General features: G+C 72.2%; 20 protein-coding genes. 8 read left to right on the top strand and 12 right to left on the bottom strand.

From position 1 onward, the window contains the following. The first annotated feature begins 42 nt into the window (after positions 1-42). Complete coding sequence (locus tag ACIB24_RS22935; protein WP_398284539.1) at positions 43-477, top strand: MarR family winged helix-turn-helix transcriptional regulator; 435 nt, start codon at positions 43-45, stop codon at positions 475-477. A gap of 22 nt (positions 478-499) precedes the next feature. On the opposite strand, the gene ACIB24_RS22930 is transcribed toward ACIB24_RS22935, so the two are convergent. Together ACIB24_RS22930 and moaA are read right to left on the bottom strand one after the other, a co-directional pair. Continuing rightward, entirely contained in the window at positions 500-745 is a 246-nt protein-coding gene (locus tag ACIB24_RS22930; protein ID WP_398284538.1) for a MoaD/ThiS family protein, read from the bottom strand. A 2-nt stretch (positions 746-747) separates the two neighbouring features. Continuing rightward, positions 748-1809, bottom strand: a complete 1062-nt coding sequence (gene moaA / locus ACIB24_RS22925) for a GTP 3',8-cyclase MoaA (protein ID WP_398284551.1) — start codon at positions 1807-1809, stop codon at positions 748-750. Positions 1810-1924: 115 nt separating this feature from the next. On the opposite strand from moaA, the gene ACIB24_RS22920 reads away from it, so the two are divergent. Next, positions 1925-3013 carry an XdhC family protein gene (locus ACIB24_RS22920; protein ID WP_398284537.1) on the top strand — a complete coding sequence of 363 codons (1089 nt, stop codon included), beginning with the start codon at positions 1925-1927 and terminating at the stop codon, positions 3011-3013. Continuing rightward, positions 3010-3429: a molybdenum cofactor biosynthesis protein MoaE gene (locus ACIB24_RS22915; RefSeq protein ID WP_398284536.1), complete on the top strand. Its 420-nt coding sequence runs from the start codon at positions 3010-3012 to the stop codon at positions 3427-3429. Before ACIB24_RS22920 ends, ACIB24_RS22915 begins: the two co-directional genes overlap by 4 nt. Before the next feature lie 12 nt (positions 3430-3441). On the opposite strand, the gene ACIB24_RS22910 is transcribed toward ACIB24_RS22915, so the two are convergent. The 3 genes from ACIB24_RS22910 to ACIB24_RS22900 all read right to left on the bottom strand — a co-directional run bounded on the left by ACIB24_RS22910 (position 3442) and on the right by ACIB24_RS22900 (position 8677). Next, positions 3442-7482, bottom strand: a complete 4041-nt coding sequence (locus ACIB24_RS22910) for a molybdopterin-dependent oxidoreductase (protein WP_398284535.1) — start codon at positions 7480-7482, stop codon at positions 3442-3444. A 126-nt stretch (positions 7483-7608) separates the two neighbouring features. Then, positions 7609-8070: an NUDIX hydrolase gene (locus ACIB24_RS22905; protein WP_398284534.1), complete on the bottom strand. Its 462-nt coding sequence runs from the start codon at positions 8068-8070 to the stop codon at positions 7609-7611. 40 nt (positions 8071-8110) lie between these two features. Beyond that, positions 8111-8677, bottom strand: coding sequence for a flavoprotein (locus tag ACIB24_RS22900; RefSeq protein ID WP_398284533.1), 567 nt, complete (start codon positions 8675-8677; stop codon positions 8111-8113). A gap of 430 nt (positions 8678-9107) precedes the next feature. Here ACIB24_RS22900 and ACIB24_RS22895 point away from each other — a divergent pair, with 430 nt between their 5' ends. Beyond that, positions 9108-9347, top strand: a complete 240-nt coding sequence (locus ACIB24_RS22895; RefSeq protein ID WP_398284532.1) for a hypothetical protein — start codon at positions 9108-9110, stop codon at positions 9345-9347. Next, a complete protein-coding gene (locus ACIB24_RS22890) occupies positions 9347-9853 on the top strand; it encodes a CHAP domain-containing protein (RefSeq protein WP_398284531.1) in 507 nt (168 codons plus the stop codon). The genes ACIB24_RS22895 and ACIB24_RS22890 overlap by 1 nt, the downstream gene beginning before the upstream one ends. Here ACIB24_RS22890 and ACIB24_RS22885 read toward each other — a convergent pair. Next, positions 9844-10074: an alpha/beta fold hydrolase gene (locus tag ACIB24_RS22885; protein WP_398284530.1), complete on the bottom strand. Its 231-nt coding sequence runs from the start codon at positions 10072-10074 to the stop codon at positions 9844-9846. The genes ACIB24_RS22890 and ACIB24_RS22885 overlap by 10 nt on opposite strands. A 25-nt stretch (positions 10075-10099) precedes the next feature. Between ACIB24_RS22885 and ACIB24_RS22880 the strand changes: the two genes are divergently transcribed. From ACIB24_RS22880 to ACIB24_RS22870, 3 genes are all read left to right on the top strand, one after another. Then, on the top strand, positions 10100-10288 hold the full coding sequence (locus ACIB24_RS22880) for a hypothetical protein (protein ID WP_398284529.1): 189 nt from the start codon (positions 10100-10102) through the stop codon (positions 10286-10288). Positions 10289-10354: 66 nt separating this feature from the next. Continuing rightward, the gene (locus ACIB24_RS22875) at positions 10355-10990 is read left to right on the top strand and encodes a class I SAM-dependent methyltransferase (protein ID WP_398284528.1); all 636 of its coding nucleotides are present in this window, start codon (positions 10355-10357) and stop codon (positions 10988-10990) included. A gap of 46 nt (positions 10991-11036) precedes the next feature. Beyond that, positions 11037-11837, top strand: a complete 801-nt coding sequence (locus ACIB24_RS22870) for an ATP-binding cassette domain-containing protein (RefSeq protein WP_398284527.1) — start codon at positions 11037-11039, stop codon at positions 11835-11837. On the opposite strand, the gene ACIB24_RS22865 is transcribed toward ACIB24_RS22870, so the two are convergent. From ACIB24_RS22865 to ACIB24_RS22840, 6 genes are all read right to left on the bottom strand, one after another. After that, a complete protein-coding gene (locus ACIB24_RS22865; protein ID WP_398284526.1) occupies positions 11826-15440 on the bottom strand; it encodes a BTAD domain-containing putative transcriptional regulator in 3615 nt (1204 codons plus the stop codon). The two genes, ACIB24_RS22870 and ACIB24_RS22865, sit on opposite strands and share 12 nt — an antisense overlap. 43 nt (positions 15441-15483) lie before the next feature. Next, positions 15484-16467 carry a LacI family DNA-binding transcriptional regulator gene (locus tag ACIB24_RS22860; protein WP_398284525.1) on the bottom strand — a complete coding sequence of 328 codons (984 nt, stop codon included), beginning with the start codon at positions 16465-16467 and terminating at the stop codon, positions 15484-15486. Further along, positions 16464-17696, bottom strand: coding sequence for an MFS transporter (locus ACIB24_RS22855; RefSeq protein ID WP_398284524.1), 1233 nt, complete (start codon positions 17694-17696; stop codon positions 16464-16466). Before ACIB24_RS22855 ends, ACIB24_RS22860 begins: the two co-directional genes overlap by 4 nt. 171 nt (positions 17697-17867) lie before the next feature. Then, positions 17868-18404 carry a hypothetical protein gene (locus tag ACIB24_RS22850; protein ID WP_398284523.1) on the bottom strand — a complete coding sequence of 179 codons (537 nt, stop codon included), beginning with the start codon at positions 18402-18404 and terminating at the stop codon, positions 17868-17870. Positions 18405-18639: 235 nt separating this feature from the next. Next, positions 18640-18915 carry a DUF6881 domain-containing protein gene (locus tag ACIB24_RS22845; protein WP_398284522.1) on the bottom strand — a complete coding sequence of 92 codons (276 nt, stop codon included), beginning with the start codon at positions 18913-18915 and terminating at the stop codon, positions 18640-18642. Beyond that, positions 18915-19700, bottom strand: a 786-nt coding sequence (locus ACIB24_RS22840) for an HYD1 signature containing ADP-ribosyltransferase family protein (RefSeq protein WP_398284521.1), incomplete at its 5' end; no start/stop codon positions are given. The genes ACIB24_RS22845 and ACIB24_RS22840, both read right to left, overlap by 1 nt.

The following is a 19700-nucleotide window of genomic DNA, read 5'->3' as shown; positions in this document are numbered from 1 at the left end:
CGTCAGTGTTACTGACAATCAGCGTAGCGATACGATGGTCCGATGGCCAACGCGGCGCCGAAGCTCACCGACAACCTCGGCTACCTGCTGAAGCACGCCTACCTCCAGCTGGAGGCCCGGCTCAACGAGGCCCTGGCCCCGTTCGACCTGGATGCGCGCGAGCTCGGCGTGCTGGTCGTCATCGCCGGGTCCGCACCGCTGTCCCAGCAGCAGATCTCGCAGCGGATGGGCGTCGACCGCACCACGATGGTCGCTCTCCTCGATGCGCTGGAGCGCAAGGGTGTCGTCTTCCGGCATCCGGACGTCGACGACCGCCGCCGCAACGTCGTCGAGTTCACGACAGCCGGCCGCAGCACCTTCGAGCGGGCCGTGGCGGCGCGCCATGCCGCGGAACGCGCGTTCCTCCACCGCGTCGACGCCCGGGGCGCGGACGCGCTGAGGGACACGCTCAAGGTGCTGCTGGAGATCTCGGACTGACCCTGCGGCCGAGATCTCGTGATCAGCCGCCCGCGAACGGGGGCAGGACGTCGACCGTGGCCCCGGCCGGCACGCTGCGCTCCCGCGACCCGGCGACCCCGTCGATGAGGAACGACGACGACGCCAGCACCAGGGACAGTTTCGGCCCGTACCGGAACGACAGCTGCTCGACCAGCGCGGTCAGCGGCAGGTCGGCGGGCAGGTCCAGCTTCTCCTCGTCGCAGCCGGCGGCCGCCGCGGCGGCCGCGAAGTACCGCACGGTGTTCATCCTCAGCCTCCGATCGCGCTCATCGGGCGGTCCGGCTGCAGGAACGACGGGTCGTCGATGCCGTGCCCGGCCTCCTTGGTCCACATCCCGGCCCGCCACGCCTCGGCCACCGCCTCGTCGTCCGCGCCGGAGCGCAGCAGCCCGCGCAGGTCGGTCTCGGTGCGGGCGAACAGGCAGTTGCGGATCTGCCCGTCGGCGGTCAGCCGGGTCCGGTCGCAGTCCCCGCAGAACGGCCGGGTCACGGAGGCGATCACCCCGACCACCGGACGGCCGGACGTCGTCCCCCCCACCTCGGGTGTCCCGCTCACGAACCACGTCTGGGCCGGGGCCGCACCCCGGCGGTCGGGGTCGGTGGGTTCGAGCGTGAACCGGGTGCGCAAGGACGCGAGGATGTCGGCCGCCGTGACCATCCGCTCGCGGTCCCAGCCGCCCTGCGGGTCGAGCGGCATCTGCTCGATGAAGCGCAGCTCGTAGCCCTCGGCCAGTGCCCAGGCCAGCAGGTCGGGCGCCTCGTCGTCGTTGATCCCGGGCATCAGCACGGTGTTGAGCTTGACCGGGGCCAACCCGACGGCCACCGCGGCCCGCAGCCCGGCCAGAACGTCCGCGTGCCGGTCGCGGAGGGTGATCCGGGCGAACCGCTCGGGGTCCAGCGTGTCGAGGGAGACGTTGATCCGGTCCAGTCCGGCAGCCCGCAGGGCCGCGGCCCGGCGCTCCAGCCCGAGCCCGTTGGTGGTGAGGGCCGTGCCCACCGGGCGGCCGTCGTCCGTGCGCAGCGCCTTGGTGGCCGCGACGATGGACTCCAGTCCTTTGCGCAGCAGCGGCTCGCCGCCGGTGAACCGCACGTCGGTGACGCCCAGACGGGTCACGGCGACCTCGATCAGGCGCACGATCTCGTCGTCCGTCAGGGTCTGCGCGGTGGGCATCCAGTCGAGGCCCTCGGCCGGCATGCAGTAGGTGCAGCGCAGGTTGCAGCGGTCGGTGAGGCTGACCCGCAGATCGGTCGCCGCACGGCCGAACCGGTCGACCAGCCCGGGCGCGGCAGGACGCCCGCCCGTCGAGGGCATGCCGAGCGCAACCGGTCTCACCGCCTCAGGGTAACCCTCTGGAGGACCAGCACCCGCGGGGTTACCGTGGCGGGAGCCGACGACGGCGTCGGTGGCTGTGCGGCGAGGAGGTCTCATGCGCGACATCGCCGAGGGGTTGACCACCTGGGTCCGGGACGGCCACGACTTCGCCGTGGCCACCGTCGTCCGGACGTGGCGGTCCGCGCCCCGCCAACCCGGCGCCGCGATGGCCGTGGCCGATGACGGCACGGTGATCGGCAGCGTCTCCGGCGGGTGTGTCGAGGGGGCGGTGTACGAGGCCGCGCAGGAGGTCATGCGCACCGGCGAGGCCCGTCTGGAGACCTACGGGGTCAGCGACGACGACGCCTTCGCGGTCGGGCTCACCTGCGGCGGCATCATCCACGTGCTGGTCGTGCCCGGCGGCCCCCGCTACGCCGACCTGCCCGACGTCCTCGCCCACATCGAGGCCCGCCGTCCGGTGGCCGTGGCCACCCTCAGCTCCGGACCCGGTCTGGGGCGGTACGTCGTCGTCACCCCGACGGACGTCACCGGGTCACTCGGGGACGAGCAGCTGGACGCCGGGGTGGTCGAGCAGGCGCGCGGGATGCTCGCGCTCGGCAGCACCGGCACCATCCATATCGGCGCGCAGGGCGAGCGGCGGATGGACGACGTGTCGGTGTTCGTCCAGTCCTTCGCGCCCCCGCCCCGGATGATCGTGTTCGGAGCCATCGATTTCGCGAGCGCCGTCGCCCGGATCGGGTCGTTCCTCGGGTACCGGGTCACGGTGTGCGACGCGCGGCCGGTGTTCGCGACGAAGGCCCGCTTCCCCGACGTCGACGAACTCGTGGTCGAGTGGCCGCACCGCTACCTGGCCGGGCAGGAGATCGGGGAGGACGCCGTGCTGTGCGTGCTCACCCACGACCCGAAGTTCGACGTCCCCCTGCTGCAGGAGGCGTTGAAGACGCCCGCCCGCTACATCGGTGTGATGGGCAGCCGGCGCACGCACGACGACCGGCTGCACCGGTTGCGGGAGGCGGGGGTCGACGAGGCGTCGTTCGCGCGCCTGGCCTCACCCATCGGGCTCGACCTCGGGGCCCGGACGCCGGAGGAGACGGCCGTCGCGATCGCCGCGGAGATCATCGCGCTGACCTGGGGTGGTACGGGTGCCCGGCTGACCGGTGGCGACCTGCCGATCCACTCATGAGCGTCGCCTTCACCCGGGTCGGGCCCGAACCGCTCGACGTGGCCGAGCACGCGCGGGCGGTGGAGCGGGCCGCGTGCGGCGCGGTCGTCACCTTCACCGGGGTCGTGCGCGACGTCGACGACGAGCGGGCCGTCACGGGCATCGAGTACGTCGCACACCCCACGGCCCCCGACGTCCTGGCCGAGGTGGTCGCCGAGGTGTTCGCGTCGGGATCGGCTGCCGCGGCGGCGGTTTCGCACCGCGTGGGGCAGCTGGACGTCGGGGACCTCGCCTTCGTGGTCGCCGTGTCCGCCGGGCACCGCCGGGAGGCGTTCGAGACGGCCGTGCGGCTCGTGGACGAGGTGAAGGCGCGGCTGCCGGTCTGGAAGCGGCAGCAGTTCCCGGACGGCCGCGACGAGTGGGTCGGGTCGGCCTGACCTGCTCGTGCCTCAGTAGACGTCCCGCACGTAGCGCTTCTCGGCGGCGAGCCGCTTCACGTAGGCCCGGGCCGCGTCGACACCCAGCCCGCCGTGCGCGGCGACGATGTCGTGCAGGGTGCGGTCGACGTCCTTGGCCATCCGCGACGCGTCGCCGCAGACGTAGAGGTGGGCGCCCCGCTCCAGCCAGGTCCACAGCTGGTGGCCGTGCTCCAGCATCCGGTCCTGGACGTAGATCTTCGTGCGCTGGTCGCGGGAGAACGCCGTGTCCAGCCGGTCGAGAACGCCCTCCGCGCAGAAGGTCTGCAGCTCGTCGCGGTACAGGTAGTCGCAGGCCTCGCGCTGGTCGCCGAAGAACAGCCAGTTCGGGCCCGGGTGACCCAGCGCGCGGCGTTCGCGCAGGAAGCCGATGAACGGGGCGATCCCCGTGCCCGGGCCGACCATGATCATCGGGGTGGTCCCGGCATCCGGTGGGCGGAAGTGCGGCGAGGGCAGCACCCGCACCGGGACCTGCGTACCGAGTTGGGCGTCGGCCAGGAACGTCGAGCAGACCCCACCCCGGCAGCGACCCAGCGGGCTCTCGTAGCGGATCACCGAGACGGTCAGGGACACGGTGCTCGGGTCGTCGAGGGGGCTCGAGGAGATCGAATAGGACCGGTTGCGGAGTCTTTTCAGGGTGTCGGCCCACTCCTGCGCCGAGGCCTCGACCGGGTGTTCGGCCAGCAGGTCGGCGGCCTGCCGCCCCCACCGCCACTGCGAGAGCTCGTTCGTGTTGTCGGGTCTGAGCAGCTTGGCCAGCCGCCGGTCACCGCTGCGTTCGGCGACCAGGGTGAGCAGATCGGTGGTGACCGCCGAGATGTCGAGGTGCCGGTGCACCGCCTCACCGAACGGCACCACCCCCGGCCCCTCCAACTGCACGAGCGTCCGGCCGTCGACGCCGGTGAGCTCGAGCCACTCCGCGACCAGGGCGAGGTCGTTGACGGGCTGCACCTCCAGCGAGTCGCCGACCCGGTAGCCGACCGGATCGTCGCCGAGGTGGAAGGTGAAGCGCCGCACCTCCTTCGAGGCGCCCGGCCCGCTGAGCAGCGTGTTGCCGGCCAGCTCGGCCAGCACGAGCGCCGGGCGGGCCGGGGCGGCCACGACCGGGAGGGTGGCCGCGGGGTTCGACGTGGGGGCCAGTTCGTCCAGCACCCGGTGCAGCCAGGCCGTCGCCGTGCCCTCGTAGTCGGGTTCGCAGTCGGCCCGCGGTGAGAGGCGGGACGCGCCGAGCTCCGCCAACCGCTCGTCGAGCCGCCGCCCGTGGCCGCAGAAGTCGTCGTACGAGGAGTCGCCGAAAGCCAGTACCGAGTAGCGCAGCCCGTCCAACCGCTTCCCCGACGACAACGCCTCCCAGAACGAGCTGCCGTTGTCCGGCGCCTCGCCGTCGCCGAACGTGCTGCTGATCAGGAGCACGTCGGACGACGGGAGCGCGGCCGGGTCCGCATCCTCCATCCCGCGCAACGTGACCCGGTGCCCGGCCCGGCCGAGCCCCTCCGCGACGACGGCGGCGAACGCCTCGGCGGTCCCGGTCTGCGACGCCCACAGCACACTCACCTCCCGGCCGGACGGCGCGCTCGGCTCGGGCGCCCGCGCCGCAGTCTGCGGAGCCCGCGAGAACCGGCCCGCCAGCAGCCCGTTCACCCACAGCGCCCGGACCGGGTCGAGGGGCGCGGAGGGGGGCAGGACGGGGACTCCCGTGGGGTTCTGCGTGACCCCGGCCAGGAAACCGGCCAGGTAGCGTCGCTCGTCGGGGGTGAGTTCGGGTGCTTCGACGCCGCCCACACCCAACGCCCCGGCGAGCGACCCGGCGTCGGGGCTCCCGCCGTCCGGACGTCGCTCCAGGTCGGTCGACGGCGAGAAGTCCACCGGGACCGCCGATTTGACGAGCGAGACCGCGCACACCTTCAGCTCGGGCTGGAACGAGAGGGGGTCGACCTCGTCGTTGGTGACGGCGTTGACGGCGAGGCTCTCGCCGAACAGGTCGTTCCAGTGGAACGGGGCGAAGCAGTTGCCGGGACGGACGCGGTCGGTCAGGGCGGCGGGCAGTACGGCCCGGCCGCGGCGGGAGACGACCTCGACGGCGTCCCCGTCGACGACGCCGATGGACGCCGCGTCGTCGGGGTGCAGCTCGATGAATGGGCCGGGGTTGGCCTGGTTCAGCTTCGCGACCCGGCCCGTCTTCGTGAGCGTGTGCCACTGGTGTTGCAGGCGCCCGGTGTTCAGCACGAAAGGGAACTCGTCGTCGGGCATCTCGCGCGCCGGCAGGTGCGGGCGCGGGTGGAAGACGGCCCGGCCGGACGGCGTCGGGAAGCGGGGGCGGCCGTCGGCCCCGACGTAGCGGATCGGGTTGCGGTCCGGGCCGCCGGGCGCCGCCGGCCACTGCACCGGTGTGGCCCGGAGGCGCTCGTAGCCGACCCCGGTCAGGTCGTACCCGGTCGCCGGGTTGGCCGCCCGGCGGAGCTCCTCGAAGACCTCCTCGGCCGACGTGTGGTCGAACCCGGTCGAGAAGCCCATCGCGCGGGCCACTCTCGCGATGAGCAGCCAGTCGGGCAGCGCCTCGCCCGGCGCGTCGACCGCCGCTGAGGCCAGGGTCAGGGTGCGCTCGCTGTTGATCAGCACCCCCTCGGCCTCGGTCCACAGCGCGGCGGGCAGGACGACGTCCGCGTGGGCGTTGGTCTCGGTCTGCGCGAACGCGTCCTGCGTGACGACGAATTCGGCGCGCGCCAGCGCATCGATCACCGTCTGCCGGTTGCCGACCGAGGCCACGGGGTTCGTGCAGATCACCCAGCACGCCTTGATCCGCCCCGCGGCCATCTGCTCGAACATGTCGATCGTGCCCGTGCCCACGTCGGTCCGCAGCGTGCCCGGCGGCAGGTCCCAAAGGTCCTCGACGAAGACGCGCTCGGCGTCCACCAGCACCGATCGCTGGCCGGGCAGACCGGGCCCCATGTACCCCATCTCGCGCCCGCCCATGGCGTTGGGCTGCCCGGTGAGCGACAGCGGCCCGCTGCCCGGGCGGCAGATGGCGCCCGTCGCCAGGTGCAGGTTCACGAGGGCGTTCGTGTTCCAGGTCCCGTGCGTGGACTGGTTCAGGCCCATGGTCCAGCACGACATCCATTCGCCCGCCTCGCCGATCCACCGGGCGGCGGTGCGGAGGTCCTCCGCGTCGAGGCCGGTCAGCCCGGCGACGACGTCGGGTGCGTAGTCGGCCAGGAAGTCGGGCATCGCCTCCCAGCCCTCGGTGCACGCGGCGACGAAATCGTCGGCGATGTGGCCGTTCTCGACGAGCAGGTGGAGCAGGCCGTTGAGCAGGGCGAGGTCCGTGCCCGGTCGCACCTGCAGGAAGAGGTGGGCCTTGTCCGCCGTGGCGGTCCGGCGTGGGTCGACGACGATCAGCTTCGCCCCCGCCCGGACCCGGGCCATCATCCGCAGGAAGAGGATCGGGTGGCAGTCGGCCATGTTGGAGCCGATGACGAGGAAGACGTCGGCCCGCTCGAAGTCCTCGTAGGAACCCGGAGGCCCATCCGCGCCCAGCGACAGCTTGTACCCCGTTCCGGCGCTGGCCATGCACAGGCGCGAGTTCGACTCGATCTGGTTCGTCCCGACGAACCCCTTGGCCAGCTTGTTGGCCAGGTACTGCGCCTCGAGGCTCATCTGGCCGGACACGTAGAGCGCGAAGGCGTCCGGCCCGTGCTCGTCGACGATGGCCCGGAACCGGGCCCCCACGGCCGCGATCGTCTCGTCGAGCCCGGCCGGTTCGAGCGCGCCACCCCGCTCCCGACGGACGAGCGCCGTCTCGAGGCGGCCCGGGGCGGCCAGCATCTCGGCCGTGGTGGCGCCCTTGGTGCAGAGCTTGCCGTGGTTGGCCGGATGCGCCTTGTCACCGGACGCCTTGGTCACCCGCCGCCGCCCGTCGGGACCGACCGCGACGTCCAGCACCATCCCGCAGCCCACCCCGCAGTAGGAGCACACGGTCCGCACCTGCGCCGGCTTCGACGCGCTCGCCGACGACATGTCACTCCTTCCGGATGAGGGGCCCGCTCCGACGCTAGGTCGGGCCCGTCAACTCCGGATGTCGCCCGCGGTTTCCAGGGGTTGCGGTTCCCTCACACCCCCGGCGGGCCGGTGTGAGGTCGGCCGTCAGTCCCACCCGTGCAGGGTCAGGTTCGTCCCGTCGAGGTGCCCGAGCAGGCCCGCCGCCTGGTACGGGACGACGTCCGCCGGCAGGTCGTGCGGGTCGACCCACACCAGTTCGGAGTGCTTGTGCGGCTCGGCGTTCACCGGCTCGCCGTCCACCGCGTCGATCTCGAAGTCGACCTCGAAGAAGAACCCGACCCGGTCCCCCGCGCCCCGCACCCCCTCATCGGTGTGGTGCACGACGTGCGCGAGCCGCAGCGCGGCCGGGTCGACGCGGACGCCGATCTCCTCACCGGCCTCCCGGACCATCGCCTCGACGACCGTCTCGTCCCGCTCCAGGTGCCCCGACGGGAAGCAGAGCATGTCGTTGGCGAACGAGGCGTTGGCGCGGCGGAGCATGAGCACCCGCCCGTCGCGCCACAGGATCAGGCTGACGTCGACGATGCTGCGGTGCCGTTCGCTCATCCCACCGATCATTCCGCGCCGTTCCCGGGATCGGGTGGATTCAGGCTCGCTCTGCGACGCCAGATCCACCCAATCTCGTGAGGACGCCGGTGATCCAGGCCGGGTCGAAGCGCGTGACGACCTCGCCCACGGTGTCGGAGTCGAGCACCGCCGGTTCCGCGGAACCGTCGACCACGTTCACCCACCGGACGCCGGCCCCGGTCAGCGTCTCGACGTGACCGGCGAAGGCGGGGTGACCGGCCAGGTGGGTGTTGACCATCGGCACGGCCACGAACGGCACCCGCTCCCCCAGCAGTTCGGCCAGCGTGCTGTGCGCCTGGGTGTCGGCGATGCCCAGGGCGAGCTTGGTCAGGCTGTTGAACGTCAGGGGCGCCACCACGAGCGCCGTTGACCGGGGCGTCACCTTCGGCTCGTCCGGGTGCCGCAGGGCGACCCGGACCGGGTTCCCGGTCAGCGCCTCGAGCCCCTCCGCGTCGACCCACGGCTGGGCGGCCGGCGTCAACATCGGCCGCACCTCCCACCCGGAACGCACCAGGGCCGAGGTGACGTCGAGCGCGCGCACCGCCAGCGGCGCCCCGCAGACCACGAACGTGCAGACGTCACTCACGCGACTCATCCCACCAGAGATCGGGGAAGATCCAGGCCGTCAGGGCGGCACGAATCTTCCCCAATCGAGTGATCTGGCGTTCCAGTCGGAGCGTTCGGCAGCACCACCAGGAACGTCTCGAGCAGCGCCGCGGCCTCAGCGGCATCGGCGGGGCAAAGCCGGCCGTCACGCGACGCGCCACCCTTACCGTGAGCGCCGGGCTCATCCGGGAGACGCTCCCCCGTCCAACGGCTCGAGGAACTCCAACCGGTTCCCGAACGGGTCGGCAGGAGTTGCCCGCGATCGATGAGCACGGCGCCTGACCGGCCTGGCCGGGTCTCGCCGGGACGACACGCGGGGTTTTCCCGCTCGGCGCAGGGGTGCCACCCGCCCTCCCGCGGGCGGGTCAGCAGGCTGTCGGTCGTGGGCCCGCGTTCCTACGCTCGGGATCATGAGCGAACCGGACGATGTCGACACCGCGACGGTGGACGACGACGAATACGCGCAGGACCTGGCCGACGAGGAACGCGAGCGGCAGGCCACCAGGGGTCGCACCAACGTGGCCGTCAACGATCTGACCGAGGACGACCCGGGCGACGAGGCGGGCGGGGAGCCGGACGACCCGTACGCCGAACCGACGCCCGAGCAGGTCGCCGAGATGGACCGGGCCTCCGAAGGGGGGCGGATCTGATGGGCAGCGTCTCAGGACTGGAGGGCAGTCAGCGCCGCCGGGCCCGTGACCGGGCGGTCCAGGCGGCGGAACTGGCCTGGAACAACGCCGACGACATCCGCTACACGCAGGATCCGCGCCGGTGGAACGGGATCCGCAACAACCGCGACGCCCGGCTCGGCAAGTACCCGAAGTGGGCCGACTGCTCGTCCTTCGTCACGTGGTGCCTCTGGAACGGTCTGTTCCTGAAGTACGGACTGCCGGACACGGTGAACGGGGCGGACTGGACGGGCGGCTACACGGGGACCCTGCTCGACAACGGCCGCAAGGTGGCCGACGCCGACAAGGCCCTGCCGGGCGATCTCGTCCACTACCCGCCCACCGGCAACTGGCCACGGCACGTGGGCATCGTGGTGGGGCGCAACAGCAGCGACCACCTGATGGTCATCGAGCACGGCAGCGACGCCTCTCCGCTGCACCTGAAGTACGACTACCGCCGGGTCGGGCAGATCCGCCGCTACATCTGACCGGCGATCCGCGCCACCTCATCGATCACGCTCGACCACCGCGACGGCGGGATCGCGTGCGCCATGTCGGGGTAGGACACGAACCGTGACCCCGGGACGGCGCGCGCGGTCGCCCGCCCGCCGCTGACCTTCATGATCGGGTCACGTTCTCCGTTGATCACCAACAGGGGCATCGAAAGCGTCGTCAGGGCGGGCAGTTTCACGCCTCGCGCGGCGCTCATCTGCCGTTGCACGGCGGTCGGGTCGATGGGCGCGCGATCGATGCTGCGCTTCGCGGTCTCCCGCACCCAGTCCTCGTCGTACGGGGCGCCCGGCCGGGCCAGCAGCGCGTACTTCCTGGCTCAGGGCCTGATCGCCCCGCTGCTGGTCGGGCTCTACGCACCGGACGACGCCCGCCGCCTCCTGCGCGCCCGGCTCGACCGGATCTTCGCCTGACTGCGGGAGATTGCCGTTCCGGCAAGGATGTTTGCCAGGCCTCGTGACACGGTCCACGCTGCACCCATGAGCGAGCACCACCATCACCACGAGGGCCACGAACCCGCACCCCAGCCGCACAGCCAGGCGGAGTGGGACGCGCGCTACGCCGAGAAGGACCGCCTGTGGAGCGGCAACCCCAACGCCCAGCTGGTCCACGAGGTGACCGGTCTCGAGCCAGGCCGCGCGCTCGACGTGGGCTGCGGCGAGGGCGGCGACGCGCTGTGGCTGGCCGCCCAGGGCTGGCAGGTCACCGGGGCCGACATCTCGGCCGTCGCGGTCGAGCGGGCCCGCAGCCACGACCCCGGGAACCGGGTCACCTGGGTGCACGTCGACTACCGGCACGAACGTCCCGAGCCGAACGCCTACGACCTGGTCAACATGCAGTACTTCGCGATGCGTCGCGAACCGGGCGACCCGTCCCTGAAGGCCCTGATCGCCGCCACCGCCCCGGGTGGCACGCTGCTCGCCGTCCACCACGACCCGGCCGAGCTCGGGCACATCCCCGACGTCGCCGACTACTACTTCCCCGCCGACGTCGCCCGCCTCCTCGGCACCGGCTGGACCATCGAGGTCGACGAGGTCCGCGACCGCCGCTCGGTCGCCCCGTCGGGCGCGCACCACACGAAGGACGTCGTCCTCAAGGCGGTCCGCAGCCTCTGACCAGCAGCTCAAGTGATCTGCAACCGGGGTCCCGCACGCTGGGACCATGATCGAGCTCCACGGGGTGACGAAGCGTCACGGCACCGTCGTCGCCGCCCATGAGGTGACGTTCGCGGCCCACCCGGGCCAGGTCACGGCCGTCGTCGGCCCCAACGGTTCGGGCACGTCGACGGTGCTCCGGCTGGCGGCCGGGCGGCTCGAACCGGACGCCGGGCGGGTGCGGGTCACGGGTGCCGTCGGCGCCCTCCTCGACGGGCGGGCGGCGCCCACCGGGACGACGGTCCGCGCCGTTCTCGAGGCCCGCGCGGCCGCGCTCGGGGTGAGTCACTGCCAGGTGGACGACGTCCTCGCGGCGGTCGGGTTGCTCACCTGCGACGAGCGCCGGGTCGAGGACCTGTCCCCCGGCGCGCACGGGCTGGTCGGGCTCGCGGCGGCGCTGCTGGGCGACCCGCCGCTCCTGGTCCTGGACCAGCCGACGACCGGGCTCGACCTCGAAGGGGCCGACCGGGTCCGGCGGTTGCTGGTGCACCGGGCCCGGGCCGGACGCACGGTGCTCGTCGCGGCGCACGACCCGGCCGACGTCGTCCCGCCCGCCGACCGCCTGGTCGTCCTGCGCGCGGGGCGGGTGGTGGCCGACCGGCCGACAGGCGACCCGAGCAGCCCGCCGCCGGTGCGCGTCCGCACCCCCGACCTGCCCCGACTGGCCTCGCTGTTCGACGCGGAGCAGGTCCGGTTCGCGGAACCGGACCTGGTGATCAGCGGGCACGCCCCGGAGACCATCGCGCAGCTCGCGGCGGCCTACGGGATCCCGCTCTACGAGCTGACCCCGCTGCGCTCAGCCGTCTAGCGCGGCGCGCAGCTCGCCCGCCGTCACGGCCCCGAGCCGGGCCCGGATGGAGTCGAGGGCGGCCCGCACCGAGCGCGGGGTGAGGAACAGCGAGTCGGCGATCTCACGTTCGGGCTGCCCGGCGAGATGCCGCTCCACGATGCGCCTTTCGGTGGACGAGAGGGTGCTGGCCGGTTCGGGCCGCAGCGGCGCGTCGAGGCCGCGGCCGGTCAGCGTGGCCGTCGCTTCGCGGTACAGCCCGTCGGCCCCGGACGTCCCGGCCAGCGTGGCGGCCCGGCGCAGCATCACCTCCGCCTCGCGCGGGCTGCTCAGCTCGGCGAGCGCCAGCAGGCAACGGGCCTCCTCGACGGTCGCGGTGCCGGCCAGGCCGCCCGACAGTCCGGAGCCGAGCAGGTCGAGCGCCTCCTGCAGGTCCTCGACGGCGCCCGGCCGCTGCGACAGGGCCCGCGCGGTGCCCCGGCGGCGCAGGGCCTGCGCGACCGTGCGGGGCGCTCCCCAGGCCCGGGCCCGTTCGACGACGTCGCCGAAGAGCTCGAGCGCCTCGTCGGTGCGCCCGAGACCGTGCAGCGCCCAGGCCCGCATCGCCTGCGAGGACCGCCAGGCGGGGTTGTGCACCGTGTCCATCACGTCGCGCACCTCGTCGAGGCTGCGCAGGGCCGCTTCGGGTCGGCCCTCGAGCAGGAGGAGCCGGGCCTGCACCTCACCGAACATGCGCGCCCCCTCGGCGACCCGCCACGAGGCGCGGATGTGTTCGAGGAACGCGCGCGCGGCGGCCAGGTCGCCGATCTCGATCAGCACGTTGAGCAGGAACGTCTCGCCGTACCCGGAGGCGATGCCACCCTCCGCCCAGGTGTGGGACATCTCGTTGCCGGCGGCCAGCACCTGGTGCGCCTCGCGCAGGTCTCCCCGTCGCGACAGCATCCACCCACGCCACAGCTGCATGCCGAGCCGGGTGAACAGGTCGCCGCGCTGGTCGGCCTGCACCAGCCCCGCCGCCCACAGCGGGGCCGCGTCCTCGTCGCACAGGTCGAGGACCTGCCCGGCGATCACCCACAGCAGGCCGGTGTCGGCCTCCAGCAGCGTCCCGCCGTCGATCCCGAACCGGACGAGTTCCAGCGCCCGGTCGCGGTGGCGGCCGTCCATCACCTCTTCCCAGGCCAGGGCGACGGACAGCATCCGCGCCCCCCGCCCGGTGCCCACCACCTCGGGCGGCGGCGTGGTGCGCCACCGGGCCGGGTCGACGTCGTGCAGGTAGCCGGCGATCCGCTCGGTCGCCACCAGCGCCTGCCGGTCGTCCACGACGGCCGCATCGCCCGCGTCGGCCGGCAGGGCCGCGACCGCCTCCCGCGCGAACCGGTGGGCCGACCCCGGCTCGCCCACGAAGATCAGGATCCGCCCCAGCGTCAGGGCCAGCTCCACCCCCGCGGGGGTGGAACCGAGCCGGTCGTAGGCCTCCCGGAGAGGCTCGATGGCCGACGGGGCGTCCGAGATCGCCTCGGCCTGACCGAGTTCCAGCAGGACGGCGGTCCGCTCGGTGGGGATCGGCGGTTCGGCCAGCGCCCGGCGCAGGAGGGTGGCGGCCGCCTCGGGGGCGGCGCGTTCACGGGCCCGGGCGGCGGCGGTGCGCAACGCCGAGACGACCCAGGCGTCGCCCCGGGGCGGGACCTGAAGCAGCTGGGCGGCGACCGACTCGGGCGCGGCCCCGGCGTCCGCGAGGACTCGGGCGGCGCGGGCGTGGTGGAGCTGGCGCCGGCCGGGGGCCAGGTCGCGGTAGACGGCGTCGGCGACCAGCGGGTGCACGAACCCGAGCGGGTAGCTGTCGCGGAGGATCTCGGCGCGGGCCAGCCCGGCCACGGCGTCCGCGGCCGCCTCCTCCCCGACCCCGGCGAGGACCGCGACGACGGGCAGCTCGGCCCCGGACCCGAGCACAGCGACGGCGGCCGCCACGGCCGGGGCGGGTTCCGGCATCCGGCTCAACCGCATCAACACGAGGCTCGACACGGCACGCGAACCGATCCGGGTGACCACCTGGGCGTGGGCGGCGTCGGGGCTGACCCGCTCGCTCTGCAGGGCCCTCAGCAGCTGCCGCAGCAGCAGCGGGTTCCCCGACGTGGTCGCGTAACAGGCCTCCACGAAGGGTCGCTCAGCGGTGCCGAGGCGCGTGTCGACCAGTTCGGCGACACCCTCGCGGGACAGCGGACCGGGCCTCAGCCGGTCGGTCACCGGGTCGTGCAGGAGGTGCCCGATCAGCTCCTCCTCCTGGTGCGGCTCCCCGGTGCGGAGCGTGGCCACCACGAGCAGCGGCAGCCCCTCCATCCGGTTGGCCAGGTAGACCAGGAACCGCAGCGAGGCGGCGTCGCACCACTGCAGGTCGTCGACGGCCAGCACCAGCGGCACCGCCGCGGCCAGGTTCAGGGCCAGCCGGTACAGGGCGTGGGTGACGACCGGCGCGCTCTCCGGCGCCGTCTCGTCGCCGGTGCCGAACAGCGCGGCGGCCGGGGCCGCCGGCCCGGTCAGGGTGCCGGGGGCGTCCGTCACGGCGTCCTCGAACAGCTGGCGGACGGCGCCGAACCCGTACTCGCGCTCCAGCTGGCTGCCGCGGGCGAACAGCACCCGTCCGCCGCTGTCGGCGGCCAGGCGCCGGGCCTCGGCCAGCAGCCGCGTCTTCCCGATCCCGGCCGGGCCCTCCACGACGAGGCAGCGCGCCTGCCCGGCCAGCGCGTCGGCGACCGCGGCCTGCAGCTCCCGCAGCTCGACGTCCCGGTCCATCAGGTCCTCGGCCGGACGGGGCCCGGCGGGCTGGACAGCCGTCGTCACCGTGGCCACGGGCACCACGGGGGCGAGAGCGGGCGACTGGGCCAGTACCTCCGCCTCGAGGGCCAGCAACGCCGGCCCGGGGTCGACCCCCAGCTCGTCGGCCAGCACGGCCCGGGCCCGGCGCAGCGTGGCGAGCGCGTCGCCCTGCCGCTGGGCCCGGTACTGGGCCAGGACCAGGAGCCGCCAGCGCTCCTCCCGCAACGGGGTGGCGGCCACCAGCGCCTCCAGCTCGGGCACCAGGACGGCACTCTCGCCCTGCGCGAGCCGGGCCGCCGCGAGCTCGTCGCGGGCGACGTCCCGCAGCTCCGCCAGCCGCCCGGTCTCGACCTCCGCCCACGGCTCGTCGGCGTACCCGCCGTAGGCGGGGCCGCGCCACAACGCCAGCGCCTCCCGCAAGATCGTATCCCGCGCAGCGGGTTCCGCGGTGGCCAACGCCGTGCCGACCAGCGCCTCGAACCGCCAGGCGTCGACCGCGTCGTCAGGCAGGGCCAGGGCATAGCCCAGGTCGTTGCTGACGATCGTGGAATCGCGCGAACGGGCCTTCCGGTCCGGTTCCAGCGCGCTGCGCAGCCGGGACACGTAGGCCTGCAAACCGCTGGTCGCCCCGGCGGGCGGGTTGCCCCGCCAGGCCTGCTCGATCAGGCGGTCGGTGGCCACGGTCTCGCCGCGGGCGACGAGGAGGAGACAGAGCACGGCCCGCTGCTGCCGGCCGCCGAGGTCGACGGGGGCGCCGTCGCGGGTGGCGACGACGTCGCCGAGCACTCCGACCCTCAGCCCGATGGACACCCCCGGATCGTAAGCGCCCGGGCCGGGTTGGATGAGAGTGTTCTCATCGACGGGTTGTGGTGCCGCGCACGACCAGCCGCGGCGGGATCACCACATCGGGCTCCGTGACGGTCTCTCCCTCGATGCGTTCGACGGCCCGCCGGACGGCCAGTTCGGTCATCCGAGCGGTGTCCTGGGCGACGGTGGTGAGGTCGACGTGGCTGAGCCGGGCCAGCCGGTCGTCGTCGTAGCCGACCACGCTCAACCCCTCGGGCACCGCGCGTCCGGCGCGGCGCACGGCGTCCAGGACGCCGGTGGCACACCGGTCGTTGAACACCGTGACCGCGGTGACGTCGGCGGCCAGAAGGGCCTGCGCCGCGGCGGCGCCGTCCGCCTCGGTGGCCCCGCCGGGCAGGACGAGCGCGGCGTCGCGCAGCCCGTGCGCGGCCATCGCCGCCCGGTATCCGCGCCGCCGGTCGGCGGCGGCCGGTGAGCGGCCGCCGTCCACGTGGGCGATGCGGGTGTGGCCGAGCCCGACCAGGTGGTCGACGGCCAGGCGCAGGCCGGCCCGGTCATCGGTGCGCACCACGTCCACCCCGGCCACCTCGCTGGCGTGGGCCAGGACGACGACGGGCGGGACGTCTTCGCGGCCGGTCAGGTCGGAGGGTGGTTGGGAACCGATCAGGACGAGGGCCTCGCACCGGTCGTTGAGCAGGTCGGCGACCGCGGCGCGCTCGTCGCGGGCCGGGGTGGTGGCGCTGAGAACGATCTCGTAGCCGAGCTTCTCGGCCGCCGCGTAGAGCCCGGCGACCAACTCGCCCTGGTAGGCGTACTCGACGCCGAACACCACCCCGAGCAGGCGGCTGCGGCCTGAGCGCAGCAGCCGGGCCCGAGCGTCGGGGCGGTAGCCGAGCCGGTCGGCGACGTCGCGGACCCGTTCGCGGGTCGCGTCGCTGGCCCCCGGCACGCCGCGCATGACGATCGAGACGAGCGCGACCGAGACGCCCGCCTCCGCCGCGACGTCGGCCAGCGTGACTCGCCCGCTCATAGGGCCGCCGGTTGCGCCTCGGGCACCGGGTCGGTCGGGGTGCGCTCGACCCGGAAGCTGACCGCGGCAAGCCCGAGACCGACCAGCCCGAGCACGATCCCGACCACCGCGGGCGACCGGTAGCCGAACCCGGCGGCGATCGTTGCGCCGCCCAGCGCCGCGCCCAGGCTGTTGGCGATGTTGGTGGCCGACTGATTCATCGCCGCGCCCATGAGCTGGGCCTGCGGGGCGACGGAGATCAGCCGGGCCTGCAGGGCGGGGGCCACGAACAGGCTGGTCGCCGCGACCGCGAAGCCGCTCACGAACACGCCGACCGGGTTCCCCGCGGTCAGCGCGAACAGCACGAGACTGGCGATGATCGCCGAGAGCCCGCCCAGCAACGTCAGTTTCAGATTGTGATCGGCGGCCACCCCGCCGACGAGGTTGCCCAGCGTCATGCCGCACCCCATCACGACCAACACCCACGGCACGGTCGATGCGCTGAGCCCGGCCAGGTGCGTCGTGACGGGGGCGATGTAGCTGTACGCGCAGAAGAACCCGGCGAAGCCGATCGAGGCGACCAGCGACACGAGCCAGACCTGGCCCGAGCGCAGCGAACTCAGCTCGGCGCGCGGCGACCCGCCGGGGGCCGGGGCCATGCCCGGGACGACGAGCGCCACGGCGGCCAGGGTGAGCGCGAAGGTGCCGGCGATAGCCAGGTACGCCACCCGCCAACTCGTCGCCTGCCCCAGCGCGGTGATGGCCGGGACGCCGACGATGTTGGCCGCGGTCAGCCCGCCGAGCACGGCCGCGAAGCCCTTGGCCTCGCTGCCCTTCCCGATCAGAGTCGCGGCGAGCATGCCGGCCGCCCCGAAGTAGGCGCCGTGCGGGAGGGCTGCGAGGAACCGGGCCACGAGGACGAGCCCGAAGTTGGGGGCCAGCGCCGAGAGCACGGTGCCCGCGACGAACATGGCGAGCAAACCCAGCACCAGTTGCTTGCGGGCGAACCTTGCGCTCAGTGCGGCGATCGTAGGGGCGCCGACCACGACCCCCGCCGCGTAGACCGTGATCATCCAGCCCGCGTGCGCGACGGCGTCCGAGCTGGAGCGGGCGTACTGGCCGGGCAGAAGGTCCTGCGCGATGTCGGGCAGCAGCCCCATCGCGACGAACTCGGTCAGCCCGATGGCAAAGCCCCCGAGGGCGAGGGCGAGCAGGGCGGCCCGGCGGTGCTGGGCGGAGAGATCGTGCACATCAGCAATTCTAGAACGTTCTAGGCTTGCGCCGGGCAAGCAGTTACGTCGCCTGAGTCGACACGCGAATCTCACAGACGCCCGGCCGAGTCATACACCCGGAGAAGCAGAGGGGTCGTTGCACCGATTCGAACCCGCTCTTGCTCGTGGTCAGGCTCGACGCGGGTCTGATTACAACGGATACTCGATGGAGGCCGTAGAAACAGTGGGCGCGCGGTCAACGACCGAGTTCACTTTCCCGTTCGCCGTCAAGAAGCTCGCTCTGCCCTGCCTGCCACTCCCAGGACAGAAGCTCATCGTAAGCCTCGCGGGCTGTACCTCTGAGGTCTTCTCGCCCGACGGCGCGAAACTGCTTCTACATTTCATGAGGGAGGCGGTCATGTTCCCCGATTCCGCGAGGGCATTGAGTTCAGCCTCGATGGCTTCTTCTTCCGATTCCCCCAGGGCCAACCAGAGCAGGATCTGTGCGATGGCAGTCGCCTGCTCATCCGAGAAGTCCGCGACTCGACCGGTGACGCTGTCTATGTGATTGACCCGGCGAGGGTTTGATACGTCGAGGAGTTGACGAATCAGGGAAAGGATTTCCGGGGTATCCACTGTCAAGGCGGTACCTTTCGTCAAGGGACCAGCGGCTGCAGGCCGGTCAAGGAGGCCTACCTCCCGTATTCTCACCCTCACAGCTTCGCGATTTGCCGCTCCCACGAACACCGCACCGGATACTCAGCCTTCCATATCCAGTCACAAGACCCCGGCACTCTCGCAGGAACCGGACCGGAAACGAAGTCGGACAATTGGCTCAGGTCATAAATTCCGACCGAACGTTCCCAACGAATTCCTCGACAGGAAAGAAAGGAATGGCAGCGTGAGCATGGAATCATTCGCCAAGCCGGGTCGCAATGTATCATCTGGCAAGAAATCACACGGCTGATCATCCGAAGAACACTCACGTCTCATGTGCTTGATTCCAAATCCTCTCGAAATCTGCGGCGCCAATCTCGCGGCCCATGAACTCCTCACTGGAGTTGATCTCCTCCAGCGTTGGGATCATCCCTTCGCCCAGCACGGTGCCGCCCCGACTGGTCAGGGCGTCTGCGTAGCCCATCTCGCCGCTTCGGAAGATCTCTACTTTTCGCACTTCTTGACCACACTCGACTTCGCTAAAAAGAAGGACAGGCTCGTCTGCGTGATCATGACGCCATTCGACCCTCATATAGCGCATCAGTTCGCACCTGTGCTAATGATCCGACCGGAGAGATCAAGGGAAACATTGTTGGGGACGACGAACACCCCAGGCCGACCTTGCACAACATTCAAGCCGGAAACATTGATCTCCACATAGTTGGTGAATCGCTGCGGGGCAAACGGGTGCCCTAAGAAGGCCCTACTCAGTTGCGTGCTGGTCATGGTTCCTGGGGCAATGTCCGAAAGGTACTGCCCATCACCATAGCGAGCGTCCTTGGGATTAGCGCTCTTCAAGGAGGGCCGCAGCTCGCCACTGTCCACGATTCCCTTTTGTCCCGCCTCGTCTGTGTAATGGAAGAGAGACTTGATGCTACCGCCCAAGCCGCCACTCGCGCCGAGGCCAGCACCGGCTTCCGTGGCTGCAGCGGCATCTGCGCTAGCACCGGCCCCCTTGGTGCCAAGAATCGCAACGACGACCTCAGTCAGTCCGTACCCGGCAGCACCAGCTCGGTCGCCAGTCTTCCATCGACTTATTACCGGTTCCGTGAGGCCGGCGATGAGGCTGTTGGTCATCCCGACAGGCCCGAGTGCTGGACAGGTCAGCAAATTCTGATAGCAACCGTTGAGCGTCGCCATTTGTGAATCCCACGGATGCGCGATTGTTGTAGCTACGGACTGGTAGGTATCGACGAAGAAGTCCCCAGCGCCGCCGAAGAACCGTCCTACGCCGGAGCCACCGCCGGAGCCACCGCCTGAGCCACCTCCCGAGCCACCTCCCGAACCCCCGCCCGAAGCCCCGCCCGAAGCCCCGCCAGAGGTCGG

It is taken from the genome of Spongisporangium articulatum (genome assembly GCF_044465595.1).
Taxonomy (GTDB): Bacteria; Actinomycetota; Actinomycetes; order Actinomycetales; family Kineosporiaceae; genus Spongisporangium; species Spongisporangium articulatum.
This window is presented reverse-complemented; position numbering and strand designations above follow the sequence as displayed.